22 protein-coding genes are annotated in these 24,401 nt (G+C 37.4%); 5 read left to right on the top strand and 17 right to left on the bottom strand.

Annotation, left to right across the window (positions count from 1 at the left end):
- Positions 1-62: 62 nt before the first annotated feature.
- A complete protein-coding gene (locus PaeCFBP13512_RS05775) occupies positions 63-1,481 on the bottom strand; it encodes an amino acid permease (protein WP_137221811.1) in 1,419 nt (472 codons plus the stop codon).
- A gap of 285 nt (positions 1,482-1,766) precedes the next feature.
- Here PaeCFBP13512_RS05775 and PaeCFBP13512_RS05770 point away from each other — a divergent pair, with 285 nt between their 5' ends.
- The gene (locus PaeCFBP13512_RS05770) at positions 1,767-2,741 is read left to right on the top strand and encodes an arsenic resistance protein (RefSeq protein ID WP_137221809.1); all 975 of its coding nucleotides are present in this window, start codon (positions 1,767-1,769) and stop codon (positions 2,739-2,741) included.
- An 86-nt stretch (positions 2,742-2,827) separates the two neighbouring features.
- Here the strand turns inward: PaeCFBP13512_RS05770 and PaeCFBP13512_RS05765 are convergent, their stop codons facing one another.
- Positions 2,828-3,772 (bottom strand): tyrosine-type recombinase/integrase, encoded by a 945-nt coding sequence (locus PaeCFBP13512_RS05765; RefSeq protein WP_137221807.1) that lies wholly within the window; start codon positions 3,770-3,772, stop codon positions 2,828-2,830.
- A 247-nt stretch (positions 3,773-4,019) separates the two neighbouring features.
- On the opposite strand from PaeCFBP13512_RS05765, the gene PaeCFBP13512_RS05760 reads away from it, so the two are divergent.
- Positions 4,020-4,973, top strand: coding sequence for an alpha/beta hydrolase (locus PaeCFBP13512_RS05760; RefSeq protein ID WP_069328801.1), 954 nt, complete (start codon positions 4,020-4,022; stop codon positions 4,971-4,973).
- A 425-nt stretch (positions 4,974-5,398) separates the two neighbouring features.
- Here the strand turns inward: PaeCFBP13512_RS05760 and PaeCFBP13512_RS05755 are convergent, their stop codons facing one another.
- On the bottom strand, positions 5,399-6,004 hold the full coding sequence (locus PaeCFBP13512_RS05755) for a TetR/AcrR family transcriptional regulator (RefSeq protein ID WP_137221805.1): 606 nt from the start codon (positions 6,002-6,004) through the stop codon (positions 5,399-5,401).
- A gap of 236 nt (positions 6,005-6,240) precedes the next feature.
- On the opposite strand from PaeCFBP13512_RS05755, the gene aiiA reads away from it, so the two are divergent.
- Positions 6,241-6,996: a quorum-quenching N-acyl homoserine lactonase AiiA gene (gene aiiA / locus PaeCFBP13512_RS05750; RefSeq protein WP_137221803.1), complete on the top strand. Its 756-nt coding sequence runs from the start codon at positions 6,241-6,243 to the stop codon at positions 6,994-6,996.
- Between the two features lie 110 nt (positions 6,997-7,106).
- On the opposite strand, the gene PaeCFBP13512_RS05745 is transcribed toward aiiA, so the two are convergent.
- On the bottom strand, positions 7,107-7,466 hold the full coding sequence (locus tag PaeCFBP13512_RS05745) for a hypothetical protein (protein WP_137221801.1): 360 nt from the start codon (positions 7,464-7,466) through the stop codon (positions 7,107-7,109).
- Positions 7,467-7,761: 295 nt separating this feature from the next.
- Positions 7,762-7,980 (bottom strand): hypothetical protein, encoded by a 219-nt coding sequence (locus PaeCFBP13512_RS05740; RefSeq protein WP_137221799.1) that lies wholly within the window; start codon positions 7,978-7,980, stop codon positions 7,762-7,764.
- An 843-nt stretch (positions 7,981-8,823) separates the two neighbouring features.
- Here PaeCFBP13512_RS05740 and PaeCFBP13512_RS05735 point away from each other — a divergent pair.
- Both PaeCFBP13512_RS05735 and PaeCFBP13512_RS05730 read left to right on the top strand, forming a co-directional pair.
- Positions 8,824-9,354 carry a sigma-70 family RNA polymerase sigma factor gene (locus PaeCFBP13512_RS05735; RefSeq protein WP_241669292.1) on the top strand — a complete coding sequence of 177 codons (531 nt, stop codon included), beginning with the start codon at positions 8,824-8,826 and terminating at the stop codon, positions 9,352-9,354.
- A complete protein-coding gene (locus PaeCFBP13512_RS05730; protein WP_161594221.1) occupies positions 9,344-10,843 on the top strand; it encodes a DUF4179 domain-containing protein in 1,500 nt (499 codons plus the stop codon). The genes PaeCFBP13512_RS05735 and PaeCFBP13512_RS05730 overlap by 11 nt, the downstream gene beginning before the upstream one ends.
- A 129-nt stretch (positions 10,844-10,972) precedes the next feature.
- On the opposite strand, the gene cntE is transcribed toward PaeCFBP13512_RS05730, so the two are convergent.
- The 12 genes from cntE to melA all read right to left on the bottom strand — a co-directional run bounded on the left by cntE (position 10,973) and on the right by melA (position 24,359).
- Positions 10,973-12,166, bottom strand: coding sequence for a staphylopine family metallophore export MFS transporter CntE (gene cntE, locus PaeCFBP13512_RS05725; protein ID WP_137221795.1), 1,194 nt, complete (start codon positions 12,164-12,166; stop codon positions 10,973-10,975).
- A gap of 33 nt (positions 12,167-12,199) precedes the next feature.
- Complete coding sequence (locus tag PaeCFBP13512_RS05720; protein ID WP_069327109.1) at positions 12,200-12,946, bottom strand: ABC transporter ATP-binding protein; 747 nt, start codon at positions 12,944-12,946, stop codon at positions 12,200-12,202.
- Positions 12,946-13,752: a staphylopine uptake ABC transporter ATP-binding protein CntD gene (gene cntD, locus PaeCFBP13512_RS05715; protein WP_137221793.1), complete on the bottom strand. Its 807-nt coding sequence runs from the start codon at positions 13,750-13,752 to the stop codon at positions 12,946-12,948. The genes PaeCFBP13512_RS05720 and cntD overlap by 1 nt, the downstream gene beginning before the upstream one ends.
- Positions 13,749-14,621: a staphylopine uptake ABC transporter permease subunit CntC gene (cntC, locus tag PaeCFBP13512_RS05710; protein WP_137221791.1), complete on the bottom strand. Its 873-nt coding sequence runs from the start codon at positions 14,619-14,621 to the stop codon at positions 13,749-13,751. Before cntC ends, cntD begins: the two co-directional genes overlap by 4 nt.
- Positions 14,622-15,554, bottom strand: coding sequence for a nickel/cobalt ABC transporter permease (gene opp1B / locus PaeCFBP13512_RS05705; RefSeq protein ID WP_137221789.1), 933 nt, complete (start codon positions 15,552-15,554; stop codon positions 14,622-14,624). It lies immediately after the preceding gene.
- Between the two features lie 46 nt (positions 15,555-15,600).
- Positions 15,601-17,214: a staphylopine-dependent metal ABC transporter substrate-binding lipoprotein gene (gene cntA, locus PaeCFBP13512_RS05700; RefSeq protein ID WP_441343319.1), complete on the bottom strand. Its 1,614-nt coding sequence runs from the start codon at positions 17,212-17,214 to the stop codon at positions 15,601-15,603.
- 13 nt (positions 17,215-17,227) lie between these two features.
- Positions 17,228-18,526 carry an opine metallophore biosynthesis dehydrogenase gene (locus PaeCFBP13512_RS05695; protein WP_193555939.1) on the bottom strand — a complete coding sequence of 433 codons (1,299 nt, stop codon included), beginning with the start codon at positions 18,524-18,526 and terminating at the stop codon, positions 17,228-17,230.
- Positions 18,519-19,325, bottom strand: a complete 807-nt coding sequence (locus tag PaeCFBP13512_RS05690; RefSeq protein ID WP_137221785.1) for a class I SAM-dependent methyltransferase — start codon at positions 19,323-19,325, stop codon at positions 18,519-18,521. Before PaeCFBP13512_RS05690 ends, PaeCFBP13512_RS05695 begins: the two co-directional genes overlap by 8 nt.
- A gap of 36 nt (positions 19,326-19,361) precedes the next feature.
- Positions 19,362-20,192 carry a diaminopimelate epimerase gene (locus tag PaeCFBP13512_RS05685; RefSeq protein ID WP_137221783.1) on the bottom strand — a complete coding sequence of 277 codons (831 nt, stop codon included), beginning with the start codon at positions 20,190-20,192 and terminating at the stop codon, positions 19,362-19,364.
- A 244-nt stretch (positions 20,193-20,436) separates the two neighbouring features.
- A complete protein-coding gene (locus PaeCFBP13512_RS05680; protein WP_137222021.1) occupies positions 20,437-21,948 on the bottom strand; it encodes a right-handed parallel beta-helix repeat-containing protein in 1,512 nt (503 codons plus the stop codon).
- Between the two features lie 150 nt (positions 21,949-22,098).
- Entirely contained in the window at positions 22,099-23,058 is a 960-nt protein-coding gene (locus PaeCFBP13512_RS05675; protein WP_137221781.1) for a carbohydrate kinase family protein, read from the bottom strand.
- Entirely contained in the window at positions 23,058-24,359 is a 1,302-nt protein-coding gene (gene melA / locus PaeCFBP13512_RS05670) for an alpha-galactosidase (protein WP_137221779.1), read from the bottom strand. Before melA ends, PaeCFBP13512_RS05675 begins: the two co-directional genes overlap by 1 nt.
- Positions 24,360-24,401: the final 42 nt, after the last annotated feature.

Below are 24,401 nucleotides of genomic sequence, written 5' to 3'. Positions count from 1 at the left end.
AAACCTCTGAACTGTGGAATAGACCACCATTCAGAGGTTTTGTATTTAGATCGATTGGAATATTATTGGTTAGTATCACGATTTTTGCGATTTGGGTTTAATAGACTATGATTACGTCCATAAGCGAAGTAAATCAATAATCCAACAAACAACCAGATAAAGAATACAATCCAAGTTAATGGTGCAAGGCGAGTCATCAAGTATACACAGCCTAGTGCACTAATGATTGGAATCCAAGGCACCAATGGAACACGGAATCCTTTTTTCAAGTTAGGGTGATTACGACGAAGTACAATAATCCCTAGACTAACTACAGCAAAAGCAAACAATGTACCGATATTGGTCAATTCAGCTAGATCCCCTAATGGGATAAAACCAGCGAAGATTGCGATAATGATACTTGCAATCCAAGTTCCTTTAGCTGGCGTCTGACCTTTACCACTGATTTTAGAAAAGACTGGAGACAATAGTCCATCACGTGACATCGAGTATAATAGACGACTTTGTCCGTACATCATCACAAGCAATACGGTAGTAATCCCTGTAATAGCTCCCAATGATACGATCCAAGCTAGACCATTCAAATTAACAAATTCAAAAGCAAATGCTACTGGATCGCTAACGTTTAACATTTGATAAGGGACAATCCCTGTCAAAATCAATGAAACAATAATATACAATACCGTACAGATTGCTAATGAAGCAATAATACCGATTGGCAAGTCGCGTTGTGGACGTTTGACTTCTTCAGCGGCTGTAGACACTGCATCAAATCCGATATAAGCAAAGAATACCGTCGCTGCACCTGTCGTTACACCTGCCATACCGAACGGTAGGAATGGATGCCAGTTCTCAGGTTGTACATAGAATACACCTACACCGATAAAGATTAAGACAACGATCAATTTCACAGCAACCATAATTCCATTGGCACGTGCTGCTTCTTTGACTCCACGTGTGAGCAAGAATGCAATAATCAATGTAATCGCAGAAGCAATCACATCAAAGTATGTTCCTTTTTCTGGACTAAATGCACTGGTTAAGGCATGTGGGAGTTCTAATCCAAACCCTGATAATAGACTCTGGAAGTATCCAGACCATCCACTAGCTACTGCCGCACTAGCGAATCCATATTCCAGTATCAAGTCCCATCCTAGAATCCATGCAATAACTTCGCCGAAAGCTGTATAACTATATGTATACGCACTTCCTGAAGCGGGTACTGTTGAAGCAAATTCCGAATAACATAATGCGGCAAACGCACAGATAATACCTGCTAAAAGGAAAGAAAGTACTAATCCAGGACCTGCATATTTAGCAGCAGCTACCCCTGTTAATACAAAAATCCCTGTTCCGATAATAGCCCCCACACCTAGCGTGGTTAGATCAAGAGCTCCTAATACTCTTTTCAGCCCTTTGTCTTCCGCTTCTGCTATAGGTTTACGTCTGAATAAGGAAGTCTGTTCTTTATTACTATTCATACACAAAATCCTTTCACTGTGAGGTATTATGACATTTTTTTATAATATTAAAGGACACCTATAAAAAACTACATAATACTACACTGTGATGCGTTGAATTAATAAATTTATTTATGAAAAATCGTTAAATTATGAGATAAAAGCTTTCATTGGCTTCATTTTGGGAAAAAGTTGATTCTTTTTTTGCGATAAAAGGAGATAAGCAATCTTTGCTATGATACAAATAACATCATTAGGATATGGCGATAAGAAATAATATGCTTATTAAAGGAGTAGGTTATACATATGATCACCCGTGAACAATTAGAACAGCAACAGATTTGGATCTACATTATTGTATTAATCATAGCTGCTGGATTGGGATTATTCGTTCCTGATCTAATCTCGATATTGGATCATCCGATATTGATATCTATAGTGATCGCTATATTGATGTTTGGGATGTTTACTCAGATTCCTTTTCTAACTATACGAAAGTCTTTGGGTGATCGCCGTTTTATATTGGCTTTACTGACTGCTAATTATATAGCTGTACCGATCGTCGTCTGGGGATTATCTCAATTTCTTCCTCAGCAAGCCCCCTTATTATTAGGCGTATATCTGGTACTACTTACTCCATGTATTGATTATGTCATTGTGTTTACACATCTAGGAGGTGGCAATGAAAAAGCGATTCTACTGGCAACGCCTATTCTTTTTGTCACCCAAATGGTTTTGTTACCGGTATACTTGTGGTTATTTATAGGAGAGAAAGCATCTGAAGTGGTCAATCCTGCACCTTTTATCGAATCTTTTCTTATTATTATTGTTCTCCCTCTGATTTTAGCAATTGGTCTGCAAGTTATGGCTAGTAAATCCAGACCGCGTGGATCATTACTGTTAGAAGGTTCAGCATGGATTCCTGTTCCATTGATGGCGTTGACTTTATTTATTATTGTAGCGTCACAGATCGGCAAGTTATCTATGTATGGAGACGTGATTATTCAGGTTATTCCTATCTATATTGCTTTTCTATGTATTATGCCTTGGATTACGAGATGGATTGTACAATGGTTCAAATTAGACATAAGTTCAGGACGAGCTGTCATTTTCAGTGCTGGTACACGGAACTCTCTGGTTGTGCTTCCACTTGCCTTATCTTTGCCAGACAATTGGAGTACTTTAGTCGCTGCGATTATTGTAACGCAGACGATTGTGGAGCTTGTCGGCGAACTCATCTATATTCGTGTAATTCCTCATTTTATTCTGCGTGACAAATAGAATCCAATATACAAAATAAGGATAGATCGTCGTGACACTAAACGATCTATCCTTATTTGCATGTTCAATAGTAGATATACATATTATTATTTGATTTCAAAAGGAAGCTGTACGTCCAATTTGGAAATCGCTTCTTCTTTTTCTCGATTGCTTACATGCGTATAAATGGTTGTCGTCTGAATTGAGGAGTGACCTAACAACTCTTGTACTGTCCGTAGATCTGTACCTTGACGTAATAACATCGTTGCAAACGAATGTCGTAATTTGTGACTGGAATACGGAAGCCGTTGCTCGGGTTCGATATGACTTTGAAAACGATCAAATGTATCTGTGGCAATCTGCTGAATATTTCGAATCGACAAACGTGTACCTTTTTGTGAAATAAATAGCGCACTTTCCCCATCTCTCCATGGAGATAATCGCTCTTCTATCGCTTGTTGTAAAATCGTCGCTACAGCATTCGGTACAGGTAGAGTACGCCATTTACGTCCTTTACCCAGTACTTGTAACGTGCCCCGTTCAGCATTGTAGTCGTTGAGATTGAGTCCATGAACTTCTCCAACCCGTAGCCCCATATACGCCATAAATAGAAAAATGGTCAAATTGCGAGTGCGATATTTGCCTTCTACCGATTGCATAAATTCAGTGATTTTGATTTCATCTAAGTAAACAGGTGCTTTATTATGTTCTGTTTTAGCTTTTTTTATCCCAAAAGCAGGATTATGTTCCGCCATTTCAAGTTCGATCAAAGCTTTGAAAAAGCAACTTACTGCTGCATGCTTACGATTTCTAGTGGAATCACTAACACCACGTGTACGTGCGCTACTAAGAAAAGACAGCACATGACGCTTTTTCATTTCATCCAGTGGTTTGTTACGAATAGCATGGGAATTGAGAAACTCATATACATCGCTTAAATAAGACTTCTGTGTATAACGCGTATAACCCGCATCTTTCATCCAATCTGTAAAAGCTTCAATTTCTTCACTATATATAAAATCCTCTTCTTCGGACGTATACTTTGTATTCATCAGAGATCATTCATCCTTTCCTATAACCCACATCCTTCTTCTATTATACATCAACCTGTCGATATCGTTGAGACGCTACTGTTGAAATTAAAATGGGAAAAAGAGTGCATTCAGCGTTCTAACGTTTCAAACAGGGTAAAAATGAGTATAACTTATATAGAAACAAAACAGCGTCAAATTTTATTTTGTCAAATTAATTTATGGATATACACTAAACTACACTTCATGATGAAGAGGAGATTCTACGATGACCGAATTCAAAAAAGTTTATCTTGAACCTGCTGCTCAACAATTCGCAGACGACAATTCTAAGCCTCCATTTCTACCTGATCTAGGTCCAGAAAAAGGGCGCGAAACAGTAGATGAAGTACAGTCTGGTGAAGTATACAAACCAGAAGTTGATATCGAAGAACTTAATATTGCAGGTGGCCCGTCTGGTGAAGTATCAGTTCGTATTTTACGTCCGAAAAATGCTCCTGAGACGTTGCCTGTGTTGGTATATATTCATGGTGCAGGCTGGGTATTCGGTAATGCACATACTCATGATCGCTTAAGCCGTGAACTAGCAACAGGTGCTGAAGTGGCTGTAGTATTCGTTAATTATAGCCTTTCACCTGAGCATAAATATCCTACAGCAATTGAAGAAATCTATGCTGTGGTAGAATGGATTGCTAAAGAAGGTTCTACCAAAGGTCTGGATGCTTCCCGTCTATATGTAGGTGGCGACAGTGTTGGTGGTAACATGACAGCTGCAATCACTCTAATGGCGAAAGAACGTAGCGGCCCTACTATCCAAAAACAATTGTTGTTCTATCCAGTAACTGATGCTTCTTTTGATACTGAATCGTATCAACAATTTGCAGAAGGATATTTCTTGCAACGTGATGGTATGAAATGGTTCTGGGATCAATATACAACCGATCCTAACGAACGTGCTCAAATTACAGCATCCCCTCTTCGTGCAACAACAGAGCAACTGAGTGGTCTACCAGAAGCATTGGTTATCACAGGTGAAGCTGATGTATTGCGTGATGAAGGTGAAGCTTATGCCAACAAATTGCGCGAAGCAGGCGTACCTGTTACAGCTGTGCGTTTCCAAGGTATTATTCATGACTTTGTGATGTTAAATGTACTAGCTGATACTAACGCTAAAAAAGGTGCGATCAAGCTAGCTACTACCTTCTTACGCGAAGGATTTTAATACAATTCAATCCAATTGCTGATACTAGTTATAAACGATACATGTTTGAATCGATTCAATAGATGTATTAGATCAGTAAATAATAAAAAAAAGGATGTTCTTGAGTCTATCTTAGGCTTAAAGAACATCCTTTTTTTGTTATAAATCACGGATTGTTAATAATAGCTACAGTTAGCTAATAAAAAAGACAACCCAGACACAAAATGGGATCTGTTATTTAAGCATATGCTATTTGGTTACATATTATTTATTATGTAAACTAATAATGCGAATTCATTAATGACTTTAAAAAGTTATTTTCATTGCAACTATAACATCGAAATAAAAATACATCCTTTTTTATATGTCTAAAAATAATCTATTTAATGTAGCACCCTATCTTTGGAAAAATCATTCACTAGAGAATATTCTTTTACACCTCTTCTTCACTTTACTTTCAGCCCATCAATATAAAGTCTTCGTATCCCTTGCAAAATGCGTTGCTTTTCAAATCCCTGATCGATCATATGAATATCTAGATTATGCAGAGTAGACATCAATGCTTCTACGGTATAGGCAATATCAATCTCTTCGATTTCATTGTTCTTTTGGGCTTGCTCTAACAGTCTTTGACAGCAATTACGCATCCACACATATAACGGCGATTGCATCGGACGATGTCCTGTTAAAGAACGACTAACATGGCATAACCATGGCGATTTCATTTCTAAAAAATCCGCAAATTGCTCAACAACACTATATAGTTGTTCTAAAGGTTGAGCTTCTACATGTGCCTTCAACCATTGATCCATCTGATCGAATAATGGCTGACATTCCTCTTTTACTACATCTATAGAAAGGTCATTAATCTCAGAATACCTTCTATATAGGCTTGCTTGCCCTACCCCTGCTGTTTTGGCAATCTGATGCATATTCACATCTTGTATGCCTCCATGTTCTATAAATAATGTACGTGCAGCTTGTATAATTTTACGTCGATTGACTTCTTCCCGGCTTAATTTGAGGCTAGCCGATTGAGTTGTTTCTTTCATATGTATCAGTCTCCTTATTATCATCTAAATAAATCTATACTGATTTAATTGACAGACGGACAAATTGTCCGTTATAATTCTTTTATGGACAGTTTGTCCGTTTATTATAAAGAATTATTCTTTAAGAAGCAATAAATTGATATTTTAAACGGAATGGATAATCTTAATTACGTCATTTTAAGTTTTTTGTTATAAAATGGCTTAGAATTTCAAATATAGAAATGGAGTGTTGAAGTATGATTCAAAAACTTTATTTTTTACAGATGGGTTATTGTGGATTAGATCAATCTGCTTTAAATGGTAATCTACCTACGGGTAAGATTATGTATGTGCCTGTATGGTCTTTTCTGCTCGAAACATCCGACGGGCCTATTTTAATAGATACAGGAATGCCAGATTCATTTGTAAATCAGCCCAATTATTATGCTGGAACACATCGAGAAGGTAAATTAATACCTGATATGCAACCACAACATACTATGCCAGAAACGTTAAAACGTTTAGGTTATTCGATCAAAGACATTCAAGCTGTTATCAGTTCGCATCTCCATCTAGACCATGCAGGCGGTAATCACCACTTTCAAGATGTACCTATTTATGTACAGCGTGCCGAATATCATGAAGCGATCCATAATGAAGATTACTCGCCAATAGAATGTCGAGAACCCAATTTGAATTATCATTTGTTGGATGGAGATTATGAAGTCGCACCAGGTATTCAATTATTATCTACTCCCGGTCATTCTGCGGGGCATCAATCTGTTCTACTGAATACTGAAAAATCCGGTTCTATTTTACTTACTGTTGATGTATCCTATACACGTGATAATTTTGAACGAGGTATCCCCTTTGCTGTTAAAGATGCGCAACAAAATCAACAAGCGATCCAGCGTCTTCAACAAGTTATTCAAGATAAACAACCACAAATCGTTTTCTTTGGACATGATATAGAGCAAGCTAAACATCAACAAGTATATCCTTCATTTTTCTAAATGAATTATTATTAACATAATAATAGTTATGTAAACTAAATAAAGAGAATGTAAAGAATAACACTCTCTCTGCCTCTAATATAAAGAAATGATACACTAAAAGAAATCCTTTACTTTCCACCAGCTTGACGAGAATTATAGAATTCAACTGCTTTTTGAATCAACTGTTGCATGGAACCGAAAGAAGTACTCTCTTTGACTTGACTATCCAACTGACCTTGAGGCACTTCTTTCACTTTATCTGCTGAATCTGTAGGAGATCCTACCCCTGCTTTTTGTAATAACTCTCCAATTGATTGAAATGGAGTATGCTTTTGCATAAACTCTGGTGTTAGTAATTTTTCTAAAGGTAGTTTTTGTACAATCTGATCCAACGGTAAATTTTTAGCTATTTCCATCAAACCACCCGGTGTTTTTGCTTTTTCAATCATTCCTTTAAGATCGCCCATTCCACCTAAATTAAATCCCATATTGATAAACCTCCTCTAAAAGTATCGTTCTATTCAGTGAATAAAACTACATAATGATATAGTTATAAGAGGTACCCCTATAAAGTACGTCTTCATGTCTATTACCCTAATCTGTAGTTAGTGATTGACTATCATTTTTAATTACTATGTATGGATATATAAAACTCTATATTATTTTACATATTATTTATTATGTAAACTAATAATAAAACAGCGAGATTATAACCACAGCTAAATAAATAACGTTTATGTTTCTTGCATCAAGTTAATCTTGTTATTTATTTAGTTGTGATGATTATATAATTTCTAACATACGCTCCCATGAGTTCAGATACTCCAGTTCTTCTTCGACTCTTTGTGTTTCTTCTAGATCCGTATCTTCTTGATTCCATAATTCTTCTGTATCGGCAAATGCATTATTCATTAAAGGTGTAAACAACCATATCATTTTATCTGACATTCCCGCTTGTTGATACTCGTTAGATTGATTTGCTACATTATGAACATGACTCATTTTCAATCCATCTCCTTTTACACACTTTATATTTATGTCGACATGAAGTAAGCTTCCAATAAGATCATCTGACAAAATATTTATTTTCTTTTTTATATCATAATACAATCTACTCTTTTTCAAATCCGCTTAGAGGATGAATTATAAACTACAAAATATCATCCTCTAGATGGAGTTTATTTTTACAAAGTGTTGTATAGATTTAATACTACAATTACGAAAAGTGTAGGTAGATGAAAGAAGTATTCGCACCTAGCAAATAGAGATGTTTTTGAAATCTTTTAGGTTTACATAATTTAAATTATGTATGATTCTGTATTTTTGAGCCTTTTTAATATATGGTATTATTTGTTAATAAATATGAGAAATATACTCTTATTTATGCGGAATAGTGGTCGCATTATCTATTTCTAATCGATTTAAACATAAACAGCGTATAATTTATATTATACGCTATTTTTTTAAGAGTTTTTTATGCTAAATATATTGGTTTTTAAAGCTGTCTCCTTCTCTCTGCTATCGATGTTAGTAACCTATATTTCCACTATTATAGAGTGATATCAATAGATTTCGGATAAAACTAAATCGTTCTCTATGACCTATACTTACTGATTATCGTAAAACATATGCTGCAATCTGAAAGAAATAGATACCTTTACTTAGGATTATAATTTTTAATATTGTATGCAAGAAAAAATAATTTTACATAGATGTAACCTTTCCCCTCTCTACATGATCTAATCTAACGAATACAAAAAAATGTATACCATATAAAATCGCAAATGACTTACCTCAGAAAAACAAACAACTAATAATGCCAAATACAAGAAGGTGAATTTCAGATTGGATACACAGCAGCAAGTCGAACGTGCACAAGATGGAGATCATCAAGCTTTTGTAGAACTCATGAAAGGAATCGAATTACGACTTTATCGAATCGCTCATTCTATCGTAAAGAAAAATGAAGATGTTGTGGATGCTATGCAAGAAACGATTTTAAAAGCCTATGAAGCTTTACCACAGCTACGAGAAAGTCGATATTTCGAGACATGGATTATTCGGATTCTGATCAACGAATGTAATACAATTCTTCGTAAGCGCAACAAAATTATTCCTTTTGAAGAAATTAGAACCATTCATTTAAATACCCAAGTGTATGATGCTGTCGATATTCGTGAGGTAGTTGACCAACTTGAAGAAGAGAAAAGGCAACTGATTATTTTGCATTACTTTCAAGACATCCCTTTAAAGCAAGTAGCAGAAATGATGAACATAACCGAAAGCACAGCCAAAACTAGATTGCACCGAACACGAAAATTATTATCACGTTGGATAAATGATTACGAGGAAGGAGGTCATACACATGAAAAATGATAAATTAGAACGTATGTTAAATCATGCTAAACAACAAGAATCTTTGGAAATAAATGAAATTCCTAAAGAAGTAAAATCTAAGCTTCAAGATATATATCAAGCGATAGAACAAAGACAATCTGCACAGCAAATCAGAGAAAAATTTCCCTTATCTTCTGATATACAGCAAAAAACTACAGAAAAGATGACTCCATCAACTGTACGTACAAGAAATAATACAATAAGACGTTATAGTGCTACTGTAACAGCAACATTAATTATAGGTATAGGTGGTATTATAGGTTCGGGTTATGTATCACCAGATATGGCTCATCTAGCAAAACAAATACCAGGAACAAATCAAATATATCAATTCACTTCCGCATTTGGATGGGTTCCTGCCGATGATTTACAGTCTTTCACCTCTCAGCCAAGTGTTACGCAAGAAGGGGTTACCCTAACTCTTAGTTATCTTATATATGATGGCAAGAAAATATATGTTCATCTTCAGCAACAAGCGAATGCAGAACTCCATAGTTATCAAGCTATTCATTTATCGGTTAACGGAAAATTATTAACTTCTGCTGACAATACCACTGCCAATCTGCAATGGTCAGAAAACAAAGAAAAAAAGATATCAGATCTCAGTTGGCAAAAAGATCTTACTTCTGAAATGCTTCCTGTACAGTCTAATATTTCTGATTCTTCTGGAAAAGATATTTCAGCTTCTGATCTTCCAGAAGAGTTAGATGTACAACTTAATATACAATTGCAAGACATGCCTGATCAGCCATTTATATTTAATGTTCATGTGCAACGTGATGTTCCACAAACCTATCAATTAAAAGATTATAGTCAAGCTAAAGAAGGAATTACGTATAATAAAGTTACAGTAACGGGTACATCTGCATCTACTTTTGTTGAACTTCAAGCATCTGGTATAAAGGAATGGAGATCTCGATATTATCTTCAACATGGTCATTATCCTATTACTATTGGTTATATTTTGTTAGATTCTATGAATAAGGTATACAAAACAGAATTGCAAAATGGAGATTTCACCAATGAAGCTTTGGAATATAATGCCCTTCCCAAAGAAATGAAAGAAGTGACATTGATTCCCTGGACATTCAATGAAGAACCAATACTGAAAAACCGTCTTTTTTCCAATAAATCTAATTCAAGTACTACACCAGCAATGATCGATATGGGACAGACAGGAAAGGTTAACTTGTTGAAAATAGAATCAACACCAGAAAAGTATGTTTTGCATATTCAACCTCAAGAAGTATATCAATCCTATATGATAGCTTATTCATTCTGGTATAGCCAGTTAAATAAAGATGGACATGAGACCTATCCATCTGAAGTGACTCCTGATCCTGAACATAAAGGACAATTCCTTGTATCATTTGAGAAAAGTAAATTAAAAACAAATGATCAGCTTCATTACTCTGTTAATAAAATTCGTTATCTGAAACCTATGCATATAAACCGTATAAACCAATAAGAAAATACACATCTATGTGCAAGAATACTAATAAATAGCAAAGAGGAGATAGTCGCTAATGACCTATCCCCTCTTTGCTTTATTAAATAGACAACATCAAAAATGATAATATCCTCATTCTTTATACCACTAAGCCACATACACTTGCTTCATCGTGCGCCTTTTCAATAAAGTAAACACAATCAACATCACTCCAAGCAATGTACAAATGCTGTACATCCCTGAATAAGATAACACGTCTGAAAGAGGTCCCATAATGATACTACCCAGTGACATCCCTAGATCGGCTGTTGCAATAAATAAACCTATTAATATATTACGATTGTGAGTCGGTAAAACGAAACTCAAATAGGTAGTTAATGTGGGATACAGAATTGCTTGAGCAACACCCATACATATAGCTCCTATGTATAGAACAACAGCACCAACAATGACAGAAAGACTAATCAATTGCGCAGCGATCGTTAATAATAGCAATGCGCCTACAATAAAGGAAGTATGCCATTTGCCATCAGAAGGAATTTTTTTGCGTAATGTAAATCGGGCAATCACTACAGTTGCCGCTTGAATCATCAAATACACTCCAGCACTTCCTCCGGTCAATTCTTTAGCATATAACGGAATAAAGGTTGTTACTGCCCCAAATACAACTGAAGCTGTCAACATCATCAGACTACATGTAAAAAGAGTAGGATTGGTTACCAACTGCTTGAGCGATCCGATTGTTCCTGTTCGCTGATCTGAAGAATCTTTAGTTGCTGTAGAGGGTCTAGTATCTATACGCGCAGTATATCCAAGTACACCTGTAAAGACTGCAATAGCGATCATCGTTATTGTAAAATACGTCATATTGCCACTTTGCCAGATACCTAGTGCTAGAAGTGGTGCAATAATACCCGGCATATAAGAGCAAAGTGAGTATAACGAGATCCCTTGCGAACGATCTTTTTCAGGAAGTGCATCTATAATTCCCATCTGCAAAGCCATTGAGAAAAAAGCAGTAGATACTCCTTGTAAAATACGAGCGATTAGATAACCGCTTAACCCAGTAAATGTATACAATAGTAAAGCTACAGCATTGATGATTAAAATCAAACGAAGGATTCGAATAGGCCCGTACTGTTGAATCATCTGCCCTGCCCACGGACGGAAAAACATGGTGGTTAATAAATAAGCTCCCATAATCAGCCCAATCGTTGTATTGGTCGCACCCCATGCATTTCCTTGAAGTGGAATAATCACATTTAAAATCGCATTGGCACTAAAGTAACCCAACACTAAAATGTATAATCGCAAAAATGGCCAAGACATCGCTCCTGTCAATGGTTTCCCCTCCTTTGATCAAAACACGCCTTTTTATAAAACAATCGATGTCGCTAATAAAGTACGACCGTAATCCGACTGTACCTGACTTAATTGATCTGTATTTATGATCTCTTCAATCTGTCCTTGACGAAAGATAATAATACGATCACAGATATAAGCAGCGGCTTGGATATCATGAGTAATAAAGACATAGCCCATATTGTAGATATTTTTCAACTCTTTCAGTAACTGAAGAACTTGTACTTGAATAGATACATCCAATGAACTGATCGCTTCATCCAAAATTAGATATTGTGGTCTGCAAGCAATCGCTCTAGCAATACATACCCGCTGTGCTTCTCCACCGGATAATTCATGAGGGTACCTTTTTTTGAATGAAGCATTTAAGCCTACTTGCTCTAGTAATGAATCCAGAACATATATTGAATTGCTGTCTATGTTAGTACGAAGATGGACAGATTCCATAATTGCACGCTCTACCGTAAAAAATGGATTGATCGAAGATGTATAATCTTGAAATACAGCGCTGATCTGACCTCGCCTTGTCGAACGATATTCAACAGACTTTCCGTGTAAAAATATCTGTCCTTGATCGGGTCGCTCTATACCTAATATCATTCTTACTAATGTAGATTTACCACTTCCACTTTCTCCGATAATACCTAAAGATTCTCCTGCTTCACATGCAAAGCTCACTCCGTGAAGCACCTGATGCTTCTTTTTCCATCCGATAATTCCGTTGTGATATGATTTGGTTATATTTTCAATCTGTAACATTAAGAACCCTCCATCAGTTGGCGAAAGTGATCACTTAGTGTCGCTCGGGTAGCCATTAGATAACGAGTATATTCATGCTGGGCATTTGTAAATATATGATGAGTTGTTCCTCGTTCTACTATCTCTCCTGAACGCATAATTAAGACTTCATCTGCTATTTGCCTGACCATACCCAGATCATGAGAAACAAAAATCATAGAGCTTCCAATCGTCTGACGCAATAGCAGGAATTGTTGGATCACTTCATATTGTGAAATGGTATCCAGCGCTGTTGTCGGCTCATCTGCAATAATAAGGTCTGGTTCTAATATGATAGCGAGCGCTATCATCATTCGTTGCAACATGCCTCCCGATAGTTCATGCGGATATTTACGTAGTAGCTCTGCTGGCTTTTGTAACATGACTCGCTCCATAGCTTTGATCATATGATCATCAGCGACACGACGTTTCCATCCCAAATGTTGACCTAGTGTTTCTCTAAAATGAACACCGACTACACAGGAAGGATCAAAGGCGCTCATTCCATTTTGCATAATCATCGCTATTTCTTTGCCTCTTTTTTGCCGTATTTCTGCTTCAGATAAAGTCGTCAGATCGATTCCTTTAAATACAATCTTGCCCGATTGAGCCAAAGATTTAGGATTTAAGCGAGTCAATGCACGGCATGTCAAAGACTTACCACTACCACTCTCTCCTACAATCGCTAGACAACTACCTTTTCGTAATTGAAAAGAACTATCATGAACCAGTGCTTTCCCACTGTGTTGATCCCATATGCTTAATTGTTCCACTTCAAGAATATTCATATCCGAACCTGCCACTTTTTAGATGATGTATAGGTAGAAGCTGACTGATGCAGACGAGGGTCAAGCGCCACTTGAAGAGCATCAGCCAAAAAGTTAAATGCAGATACCATAATGATAATAGCGATACCGGGAGCTAACATCATTTCTGGACGAGTGAACATTACTTCTCTAGCTTCATTAAGCATCATTCCCCATTCTGCATGAGGTGCTTGAATACCCAATCCTAGAAAAGAGAATCCAGATATTTGTAAAATCATCGACCCAATCGAACTACTAGCAATAACAGTTAGATCAGCAAACGTCACAGGTACCACATGTCTACGTATAATATGCCAGTTGCTAATACCCGATGCTTTGGCAAATCGAATATAATCCAATTCGGTATATTGCATAACTGACGTACGAATCACCCGAGCAAACCAAGCCCATTTGGTCAAAATAAAAGCTATGACTATATTTTCAAGTCCTACACCTAGAATACCGACAATAGCGAGTGTCATCACATAGCCAGGGAAAGACAGCATGATATCGCATATACGCATGATCCAAGCATCGACTTTGCCTTTAAAATAACCTGCTATAAAACCAAGTGCGGTCCCGATTCCTATCGAGATCAACAGTATCCATAACACCAGTAAAATACTTGGACGAATACCATAGATTAGTCGGGATAAAATACATCTACCCAATTGATCATTTCCAAGCCAGTATGACCATGTCGATCCATTATAACGAAGACTCATATTCACTGTTAACGGATCATGTGGAGCAATAATAGGTGCACATATTCCTATAACAATAACAGCTATAACAGTAACAAGTGACAGTATACCGATCCGATCATGTCGTAGATTACTCCATATATTCATTTACAGACCATTCCTTAATCTCGGATTCATTGCAGCGTTGATCATGTCAGAAATAGCATTGAATATGACAAATGAAATAGCTAGTATTAATACATAGGCTTGAATAACAGGAAAATCTCTACTCAATATCGCTCGTATACTCAAGCTACCTAACCCCGGCCAAGCAAATACATTTTCAATAACCACTGTACTGCCTAATATAATAGGAATAGCCATACAAAAAATCGATATCGCTACTTGAAGCGAATTACGTAAAATGTGCATCATAACGACAGATTCTTTTAACCCTGAGGCACGTCCATATAAGACATAATCTTTGTTCATATTACTGAGCATCGAACTACGTACATTTCTAAAATAAATACCAGCATAACTGATCGTGATAATCAGCACAGGCAGAATATAACTACGATAAGAATCCATCCCACTGGTCGGTAACCAATCTAATTGGACAGAGAAATACCAGATCATTAATGCGGCTAACCAATAAGAAGGCATCGCTGTAAGGATAAAAGCTATTCCGCGCACCGTTTTATCTACTTTTTTTCCTACTTGTAATGCACAGATCATACCTAGTACCACAGAGACAATCATAATGGCTATCGAAGAAACCAGTGTTAATTTGAACGTATTTACAAAAGCAGGTGCTAACGTAGACCATACTGGTTGATTGGTTACATAGGAATGCCCAAAGTCCAATTGAAGACAAGCCATCCCCCAATCCAGATAACGGACAAAAAAAGGACGATCCAGCCCAAGTTGTTGCTCTGTTTGTCTAATCAGTTCTTCGGTAATATCAGGAATACCTTGAGCTTGCAAAACAACAACTGCTGGATTCAAAGGCGATAAGTTAATAAAAGCAAACGTAATCAGAGAAATAATGATTAATAGTAAAAAAGCTAATACCATTCGCTTTACAATATAAATACTCAATCGTAATCCCCTCTACTTTGTATTCAATTCCAATCAGAATGTATATTTATTTTTCAAAGCTCATCTGTTCAAATGGAAGTTCGTATTGCGTCTGTTTGAATGTAATGCCTTTGAGATCAGAAGGTGAGACTACTGTGATATTTCCGTTCGTAATTGGAATAAAAACAGCCTCATCATGAACGATAGTAAGTACATCGGTAAATAATTGCTGGCGCGTTTGCTCATTCGTCGTCGTCATAATCTGATCAATCGTTTTATATAGCTTGGGAGCTTCAGGTATACCTTGAGTGGCGTAAAGATAAGCATTTTGTGAAGTGAATCCTGCAATTGTACTTTGTGGATCATAGGCTAATCCCCATGTCTGGTTAAACAACAGATCGTATTCACCGGTGGATCTACGATTTGCAATCGATGTTGATTCTTCTCCTGTTAGCTCAAGCTTCATGCCTATAGCTGCTGCGGCGCTTTGGATCAGTTCAGCTTCTATTTTTTGCGAAGAGGAATTGCTGTCATAATATAATTTCATTGTGAGTGGTTTGCCATTTTTGGAACGAGAACCTGTACCCTCAGTAGATACCCAACCCGCACTCTTCAAAAGCGAGGCTGCTTTTTGCGGGTCATATGCCCGTTCTTGCAGTGGGATATCTGCATCATTTACATTTTTTGAAAAGAGTGTATACGCAGGTGCCTCCGTTCCTCCCATAATATCTTTACTAATCGTTTCCCGATCGACTACATACCATAATGCTTCGCGTACAGCTTGTTCGTGTACTGGACTTGCTTGGCGACTCGTATTAGCAACGATCATTTTGGTATTCATAGATTCACTTTGTACCCGTTGATACTTTCCAGATGCAATCAGTTGCTCTACTGCTTCTACATCTACGCTGTCTGCTCCACGATCATCTGTAAATGCGAAATTAACTTCACCTTTTTGCAAAGCTAGATACGTCGTTTCTCCTGCGGGTAATACTTTAGCTGTAATCATAGGGATCGTTGGAGTTCCATTCCAATAGTTCGGATTGGCTTTGAACGTTGCATATTGTTCGGGTTGATGGTCTGCCAGTATATAAGGGCCTGTACCATGATATCCATTGACTCCATCTTTAGTTTCTCCATTTTTAAAATCTTTGGGCGAAATAAAAACGTAAGGACGAGTCATAGACAGTTCTGCTAGTGTTGGATAATAAGGTTCAGCTAGTACAAGTTCAACTGTATATTCATCGACTACACGACATGCTTTTATTTTGGTCGATAATTTAATCCAGGCATGCTTTTCTGAATTACGCTGTACTGCTTCTATATTTTGCTTGACGGCTTCGGCATTAAAAGGCTCACCATCATGGAATTTGACGTCTTTACGTAAATGAAATGTATAGGTTTTGCCATCCGGTGATACGTCCCAAGATTCTGCTAATAGAGGCTTGATCCCTTCTGCTGTATTTTCGACTAAAGATTCATACACGATTCCCTGAGCAGGCATTGATCCTGCATAAAGATGAGGATTCATATCATTAATATCTTTGGCAGTCGCATAGGTGATGTTTTTCGTGGCAGTCTCTGCCTGATTATTAGGTTGATCTTTGGCTGGATTACAAGCTGTTAAAATGACGGTTAACACCATCAATATAGTGATCGATTTGAATGTTGTGATAAACAAATGATTTCGCTCCTTAATGAGTTGTCTGAATTCGGTTCTGAATCCGATTATAGTCTTCATCATGATGATGAATTTGAAAAGCAGTCGATAACGGTTCTTCGGGATGAGCTTCAATATACTGCTGAAGATGATATTCATAATTACGAATCAATTGATCAATCGTAGGACAAGGTGTACCTGTATGTCTGGCGAATCCTTGAATCATTTTGATCCGATAATAGTCTTCTTGTGGCATTCGAGGAATGTCTTGCTTCCCTTCTTTATTGGTAAATACCGTCCGAATCGGCACAGCTGAGAAATCGAAATACCTTCCCTTTGAATCAGGTTCTGAAAATGGATCGATTAATAGTGAAGCATATCGTACATATAAGAGATACTCTTGGTGAATCGGTTCTAAGTCCATAAAGTTCTCAATATCTTCTCTAGATAGACTTTCTGTAGCGATAGGATAATTATCATCCACCATAAATTGAAGTAAATTGATCCCTGTAATCCCCATCTGCTGTAGCAGATTCATCACTTCTTTCCATTGAGACAGCATATTGCGAATCAATGGTGGAGTGATAGGACCTTCTGGATATAATTTGTATACAAATTTGGGAACGCTATGACTACCAAATACAACTTGTAAGGAAAAATCATTCATAAATAGTGCAGGATGAACATAAAGTGAGATATTTCTAGTTTCTGCTTCCAGTGGTGAAGACATCGTTTGGACTTGAATTCCCAATTGTTGATACATACGTTGTAACTCTTGAACCCGCAACGAAGATGAAGTCTGAGAACCTATATATACTTTTTTCTTTACAGCAGTCGTAATCACTTGATGAGAAGGTTCATCACCTGCCCAACGTGTGTCTCCATAATACGTAGAAAAGCTGATAATCTCTGCCTCTGGTTGAAAAGCACTTATGTAGTCAGAGACGAGATCGCCCGAGCCAAACGTGGGAGAAATCAAAAGTACACATTGGATCTGCTTCAATAGATCAGGTTGAAGTTGTTGCAGGACTTGAATATAGGTGTCTGTAGTTACTGCCAGCACAATGGTGTCCCATTGTCCTGTAATCTGTTCGTACCCAGCAAATACATGATCTATACGACATTCTCCTGCGACTGATTGATGTTTTTCATTTTGAATATGCACAGATATATGTTGATCACTTTGCGCTAAAGCTTTATACACATGATCTGCACGTGAAGACTGCCTTCCTGCAATCGCTACAACACTATGTAAATGCTGCTTGAGATTAACAGCTACTTGAATTGCCACAGGACCTGTACCCAGAATCAATACATTTTGAAAATTATTCATGATCTACACCCTTTTGATAAATAGCAATATCAAATACTTGATCCGCATGTACAATATTCTCAACTTGTTGCCATTTTTGTGGATCTGTCGCTAGAGAAGGAAAATTAAATAATGATTTCAACCCATTTCCATATCGCATAGCCACTACCACTTGTTGGTTTGTTAATAGATATAATCGGTCTAGAATATCGTATTTTTCCGCAACGGTTGAACTAAAAATAATATGCGTAGCCTCTTGTAAGCCCTCAAGTTGTTCAACAGGCACCGCTTTTAACTCAATATCCAGATGAGATCCTAGTCGATCAATAACAGCTTGCCCCAGATCGATCGATTCTTGATCAATATCAATACCTACTACTCTAGCTCCAGTACGTCTAGCTATAAGCATAGGTGTCATTGGAAATGAGCCTGAGCCAATCATGACTACTTTGGATAAAGACGTCACATGAAATCCGCCAAATTCTTGTTCGATGCACGATTCTATATTTTTAAAATAATCGGTCTTCTCATCTTGTCCTTCCAGAAGGTGAAGCGCGCGATATTTCTCCATAATCGCTACACATCGTGCAGATCGCATTCGTAGTGTATCCATTATAGATGTTAAAGCTTCAATATCACTGGTCTGTAATTGTTCCCACTGCTCTTTATGGTAAGGATCAATAATGAACCTTGAATAATCATCGATCAACGTCTGTAACTGTGTATCATGGGCTAACGTGTGATCATATTGAGCTATAGCTTGTTCAAATTGCTGTGAGTAATCAATCAGACTGTGTTGAAATGTGAGTAACTGTTCCATTGTTATCCCTCCAATAGATGATCCTAATTACATGTATTACACATTAACAAAAGCTTTGCCTTGCGCCACTAAACCTACATTGCCTTCAATCTCAACTTGTTCGACGATCGAATGTTGGTAATTTGCGGTGACACGAATAGTTCCTCCCGGTTGCTTAATATCACAATCTATTCCTTTTTGATGTTTCCAAGCAAGATAGGCACCGATTGAAGCTGTTCCTGATCCACAACCTCGTTCCCAGACGATACTATCAAGTGCTGGTACATAAATAAGTGGAGCCATTTCGCCCGTTTGTGCATCATACAATAGCAGACCGATCAGGCTTACATCATATTCTGTTGCTACTATTCGAATAAATGATTCTGCTTCTTTCTGTAGAGTAGTACTGAATGTCTGTACTTCTATCACAAAATGAACAGCATCCTGATAATTCAATTGTGTAGTCTGCCAGATCTTATCTTTATGAAATGTACGGTATTGAATCTGTTCTGGCACCGGCATTCTAACACGACAATAATATTGTCCTGCTTTTCGAGTGACTATACACTGGATAGGTGTATGATTACCTGATGTCTCAATCTGGATAGGCATGGCAGTCATATCAGCAATATTCTTCTCTATAGCGAGCATCACTGCAAGAGACATACAAGCATTACCGCAAAATTCACCTCCTGCCATATGTAGACATGCTTCAGCATGAGGGCTAATCGCTTGTTGAATAAAACCTACCTGTTCTGCATGTACATGATCATAAGACATCAAGTTCGCAGCAATACGGGCATGATCCTGTTGTGGATACCATGTTTTTACAAGGATAGTCATATTTTGTGTAGGACTAAACTTTACAAAATCGATCTCTTGCTTCATTGTTCACCCTCATTCCCATATATGCTTTTATTAAATAGTAATAATTACGATTATCATCTGTAAGCATATATTACAAATATTGATAGTGTCAACAAATAATTATGTTATAAGGAAATTTATTATGTAATAAATACATCTGTATAAGATATAGTTATTATGAAAAAAAGCGACTATCCGGATAGGTTCTTTATACCGGATAGTCGCTTTTTTGCTATGGATACATCATAGGTACTGGGTATACGAATTACTCATCGGCTCCAATATTTACTGCACTACCAGATACCCGATTTTGCCCGTCAATATCAGCAGTTCCTATAATAGCTGTATCGGTTGATCCTTTATCTACAGCAGGTGAAGTTGCCTGAATATGATAATTATCTGCACTTACATTTACAAACTTAGGATCTGCGAAGATGGAATGAGCATCATTACCTGATCCTGATTTGTAAGCTGCAAATCCGTTATACTCTTTGTTTTTCCAAATCCAAAATGTAGAATCACTACTACCTGAAGCAAAATACAAATTGTAGTCGACGACATTACCTGAATTTTTTGTATACGGATTCGTGATCAAAGCATTTGAAGCACCAGCTACCATAATATTGTTTTTGATAATGTTATTGGAAGTATCGTATTGTACTAATAATTGTCCATTATCGTCACCTAATGTATCGTTTTTGTACAGCGTATTATTCACGATTTTGGAGTTAGTCGTTGAACCCCGACCTGTATCATATCCACCCATAGCAATACCAGTTAAGCGGTTTTTATAGACCATATTGCTACGAACTGTAATATTGTCGGTTGCTTTGCCTGCATGTTCAGAAGCAATTTCGATACCGATATCGTTGTTGTAACTATAGTTACGCTCAATAATCGTATCTTTCCCACCATCGACATAAATACCATCTGCGGAATTGGTGTTATTAGGTACAGGACCATAAGATACATTATTATTAGATGTAATATTGTACACTTTATTACCTTGAATCAATCCATTACGAGCTTGATCATAAGCAACTGTTGGAGACTTGCCTTCGAATCCAATCACATCAATCCCAATGTTGTCTGCATCATGGATCGTATTATTGAGGATTGAAAATGTATCTACATTCCCGTTTACAACTAATGCTTCACTTGTACCTAAGACTAAATTATATAATTCATTTCCGCTGATTGTCAGATTATTGATTGAAGCTGGAGCTTGGGTTCCATAGACAGCAATACCATGAGCATCACGTCCTAACCAGATGTCTCCACTTGGTGTAGATGTAGGTGTAGCTGTACTTTTGATATCATGGATTTTGTTATTGAGTAATTTGATATTGCTTCCTTTACCATGGACATAGATACCAATCGGTAGCAAATCTTTAGTAGCTGTTTTGTAATTGCTAAGTTCTAACCCTTGAATCGTAATGTAATCCGCATTTTGAATATCAATTAATCCTTCTAATCCTGTAACACTTAATCCTGTTCCATCAATGATAGGTTTTTCAGAAGCATAGTTGCTAAAAGTGATAGCTCCTGTAGAAGAGCCTGATTTGGTGATTTTCAGCTTCTGATTATACGTACCTCCACGAATATAGACAGTACTTCCTGCTGTAGCTACATCTGCGGCATGTTGCAGTGTTTTCCAAGGAGCACTCAATGTCCCTGCATTAGAATCACTACCACTGGTGGAAACATAATATTGCGTTTCTGCGGCTATCGCTTGGGAAGTATTCCACTGAATACCTGTGGTTACTAACAACACCATACTTGCGCCTAGCACTACTTTTTTGATGGACTTGAACACTTCTTCATCAGCTCCTCTGAAATAGTGAATTGCGATACATTAACGTTGTTGCTTACCCCTTGTATAGCAGAATAAGTATGACAAGCTCACCTCCTTTAAAGAATACACACGTTAAGAATGACTCATCTGTATATGGTCTATCTGCTGTAAAGTCGGTAAAGCGCCTGTACCCCCTACTCCTTGAGTAGATAAAGCGCCACAAGCATTTGCAAATTCTAACAAAGTAGCTCTTCGATAGCCTTGTAAATATCCATAAATGATCCCGGCATTGAAGCAGTCTCCTGCTCCTGTCGTATCAATAGGCGTCACCGGATAAGAGCGAATGGTTAGCGGCTGCTTGGTTGTATCAACAAGTAAAGAACCTTGAGAACCTAATTTTACGATCACATCGCCTACAAGATCAGGTAATTTGGTAATAACTTCTTCCATGTGTGAAGTGTTATAAATATGCAATATCTCTTCTTCACTTGGAATAAACAAGTTAGTGGTTGTTAATAATTGTTCGATGCCTGAACGATCCCATAGATTACGAATGTCCCAACCGGTATCAAAAGAAGTGCTTACGCCTAGCTGCTGTGCCTGTGCAAACAAGGTTGACCAATGCTCTCGCATCTGATCTTGCAAATAGTAGGAACCGAAGTGTAAATGATCAGCTTCACGAAGTAATGATTCTGTTACCATATCAGGTGTAACACATGGAATACTTCCCGGATAGGTGACAAGGCCACGATCAGATGAAGTCGAAAATGATAAGGTTACTCCTGTTTTGATATCTGAACGTATGTGAATATGATCTGTGTTTACACCCATTCGCTGTAATTCTTGTATACAAAATTCTCCAAAATAATCTGCTCCCACTACACTTACAAATGTCACTTCAACGCCAAGACTAACGAGTGCACAAGCCGTAATCGCTGAAGATGATCCCAAAACGATTTCGAATTGATTAGCTATCTTTTCTCGATTCCATTCCGGTACAATATCTTCTCCGGTTAAAATCATATCGACATTCAATTCGCCAACCACAACAACACTTGCAACGGGGGTATGTGATGCTTTAGTCTTCATCATTATTTCATATTCGGAATAAATTCCCGTTCCACTTCATATAATTCATCGAACATATTGCTAATTTCTTCAAGTGAACATACGGCTGCTGTTAATGGATCAGACATCAATGCATGACGTGCCATTTCTTTATCGTTACCGAGTACAGCACCTACAGCTAATTCAAAAAATTCCATATTCGAGCGACACAGCGCAGCTAGATGTTCAGGTAGACTGCCGAACTGACAAGGATTAATTCCATTACCATCAATCATACAAGCCACTTCGACAACACCATTTTGCGGTAAATTGTGAATCAGCCCTTGGTTAGGTATATTGCCATAAATCACTTTAGGTTCATTTTTCAGCATAGCTTCTATAATAACCGCTGCATACTCATTACTATTTTTCAATTCGATAGGTAAAGTACCTTCTAGTTGTTGTAAGATACGCTCATCGTTTTCTTTTCTCCAGATGGGCCAGTTATCTGCATAAAATCCTGTTGCACCGTTATATCCTGTATTGCAGTGCTGATCGATTAATTCCTGACGTTTGCGATAATAAGGAATATATTCAGAAAAGTGTCCGCTGGATTCAGATACAAAAGCACCTAAGTATTTCATTGCGTCTAAGCGCACAGGATCTTGACGCAGTAACTCTTCGTCTTTTATCTTTTCCAGTAATACAGGGTACAAGTCTTGACCTTTATGCTTGAGTTCAACGAACCATGACATATGATTAATACCACCTGCTCGCCATTCTAATTCGTTGTAAGGTACACCTGCATACTCTGCTAATTGACTGGATGTGTTCTGAATCGAGTGGCATAGACCGACTACCGGAAGTTCTGTAATCCGTGAAGTGAGTAAGGTAACTGCTGACATTGGATTCGTATAATTCAAAATGGTTGCTTGAGGAGCAAGGTCTTCAATATCTCTCACAATATCGATCCAGCTTGGGAGCGTACGCAACGTTTTGAACAAACCACCGGGTCCAAGCGTATCTCCTATACACTGATTTACATTATATTTAAGAGGAATCTCATACTCGTACCTTACATTTTGCAGTCCACCGACTTCAATCTGATTAATTACAAATTGAGAGCCACCAATGACTTCACGTCGATCGGTAGAAGCGATAACTTTCCAACGATCACCTGTCATTTCGATCAACTTTTCGACCATACGACGAGCAATATCCAGACGCTTTTCATCAAGATCGACTAAAGCGATTGTTCCTCCATCGATTCCTTCTATTTTCAAGATATCTGTAGTGATATCCTGTGTAAAAGCACTACCTGCACCAATAATAGATATTTTTGTCATTATAATTCGTCCTCTCTGTATGTCGATTATGATGGAATATTG

This window comes from Paenibacillus sp. CFBP13512 (genome assembly GCF_005233705.1).
Lineage (GTDB): Bacteria > Bacillota > Bacilli > Paenibacillales > Paenibacillaceae > Saccharibacillus > Saccharibacillus nuruki.
Note: the sequence above shows the minus strand (reverse complement) of the source record. Positions and strands in the feature narration are given on the sequence as shown.

What these genes read in the sequence shown, in the direction of transcription:
- PaeCFBP13512_RS05775 (WP_137221811.1), bottom strand. Translation starts at nt 1,481, where the DNA reads ATGAATAGTAATAAAGAACAGACTTCCTTATTCAGACGTAAACCTATA.
- PaeCFBP13512_RS05770 (WP_137221809.1), top strand. Translation starts at nt 1,767, where the DNA reads ATGATCACCCGTGAACAATTAGAACAGCAACAGATTTGGATCTACATT.
- PaeCFBP13512_RS05765 (WP_137221807.1), bottom strand. Translation starts at nt 3,772, where the DNA reads ATGAATACAAAGTATACGTCCGAAGAAGAGGATTTTATATATAGTGAA.
- PaeCFBP13512_RS05760 (WP_069328801.1), top strand. Translation starts at nt 4,020, where the DNA reads ATGACCGAATTCAAAAAAGTTTATCTTGAACCTGCTGCTCAACAATTC.
- PaeCFBP13512_RS05755 (WP_137221805.1), bottom strand. Translation starts at nt 6,004, where the DNA reads ATGAAAGAAACAACTCAATCGGCTAGCCTCAAATTAAGCCGGGAAGAA.
- aiiA (WP_137221803.1), top strand. Translation starts at nt 6,241, where the DNA reads ATGATTCAAAAACTTTATTTTTTACAGATGGGTTATTGTGGATTAGAT.
- PaeCFBP13512_RS05745 (WP_137221801.1), bottom strand. Translation starts at nt 7,466, where the DNA reads ATGGGATTTAATTTAGGTGGAATGGGCGATCTTAAAGGAATGATTGAA.
- PaeCFBP13512_RS05740 (WP_137221799.1), bottom strand. Translation starts at nt 7,980, where the DNA reads ATGAGTCATGTTCATAATGTAGCAAATCAATCTAACGAGTATCAACAA.
- PaeCFBP13512_RS05730 (WP_161594221.1), top strand. Translation starts at nt 9,344, where the DNA reads ATGAAAAATGATAAATTAGAACGTATGTTAAATCATGCTAAACAACAA.
- PaeCFBP13512_RS05720 (WP_069327109.1), bottom strand. Translation starts at nt 12,946, where the DNA reads ATGTTACAGATTGAAAATATAACCAAATCATATCACAACGGAATTATC.
- cntD (WP_137221793.1), bottom strand. Translation starts at nt 13,752, where the DNA reads ATGAATATTCTTGAAGTGGAACAATTAAGCATATGGGATCAACACAGT.
- cntC (WP_137221791.1), bottom strand. Translation starts at nt 14,621, where the DNA reads ATGAATATATGGAGTAATCTACGACATGATCGGATCGGTATACTGTCA.
- PaeCFBP13512_RS05695 (WP_193555939.1), bottom strand. Translation starts at nt 18,526, where the DNA reads ATGAATAATTTTCAAAATGTATTGATTCTGGGTACAGGTCCTGTGGCA.
- PaeCFBP13512_RS05690 (WP_137221785.1), bottom strand. Translation starts at nt 19,325, where the DNA reads ATGGAACAGTTACTCACATTTCAACACAGTCTGATTGATTACTCACAG.
- PaeCFBP13512_RS05685 (WP_137221783.1), bottom strand. Translation starts at nt 20,192, where the DNA reads ATGAAGCAAGAGATCGATTTTGTAAAGTTTAGTCCTACACAAAATATG.
- PaeCFBP13512_RS05680 (WP_137222021.1), bottom strand. Translation starts at nt 21,948, where the DNA reads ATGGTGTTGTTAGTAACCACAGGTATTCAGTGGAATACTTCCCAAGCG.
- PaeCFBP13512_RS05675 (WP_137221781.1), bottom strand. Translation starts at nt 23,058, where the DNA reads ATGATGAAGACTAAAGCATCACATACCCCCGTTGCAAGTGTTGTTGTG.
- melA (WP_137221779.1), bottom strand. Translation starts at nt 24,359, where the DNA reads ATGACAAAAATATCTATTATTGGTGCAGGTAGTGCTTTTACACAGGAT.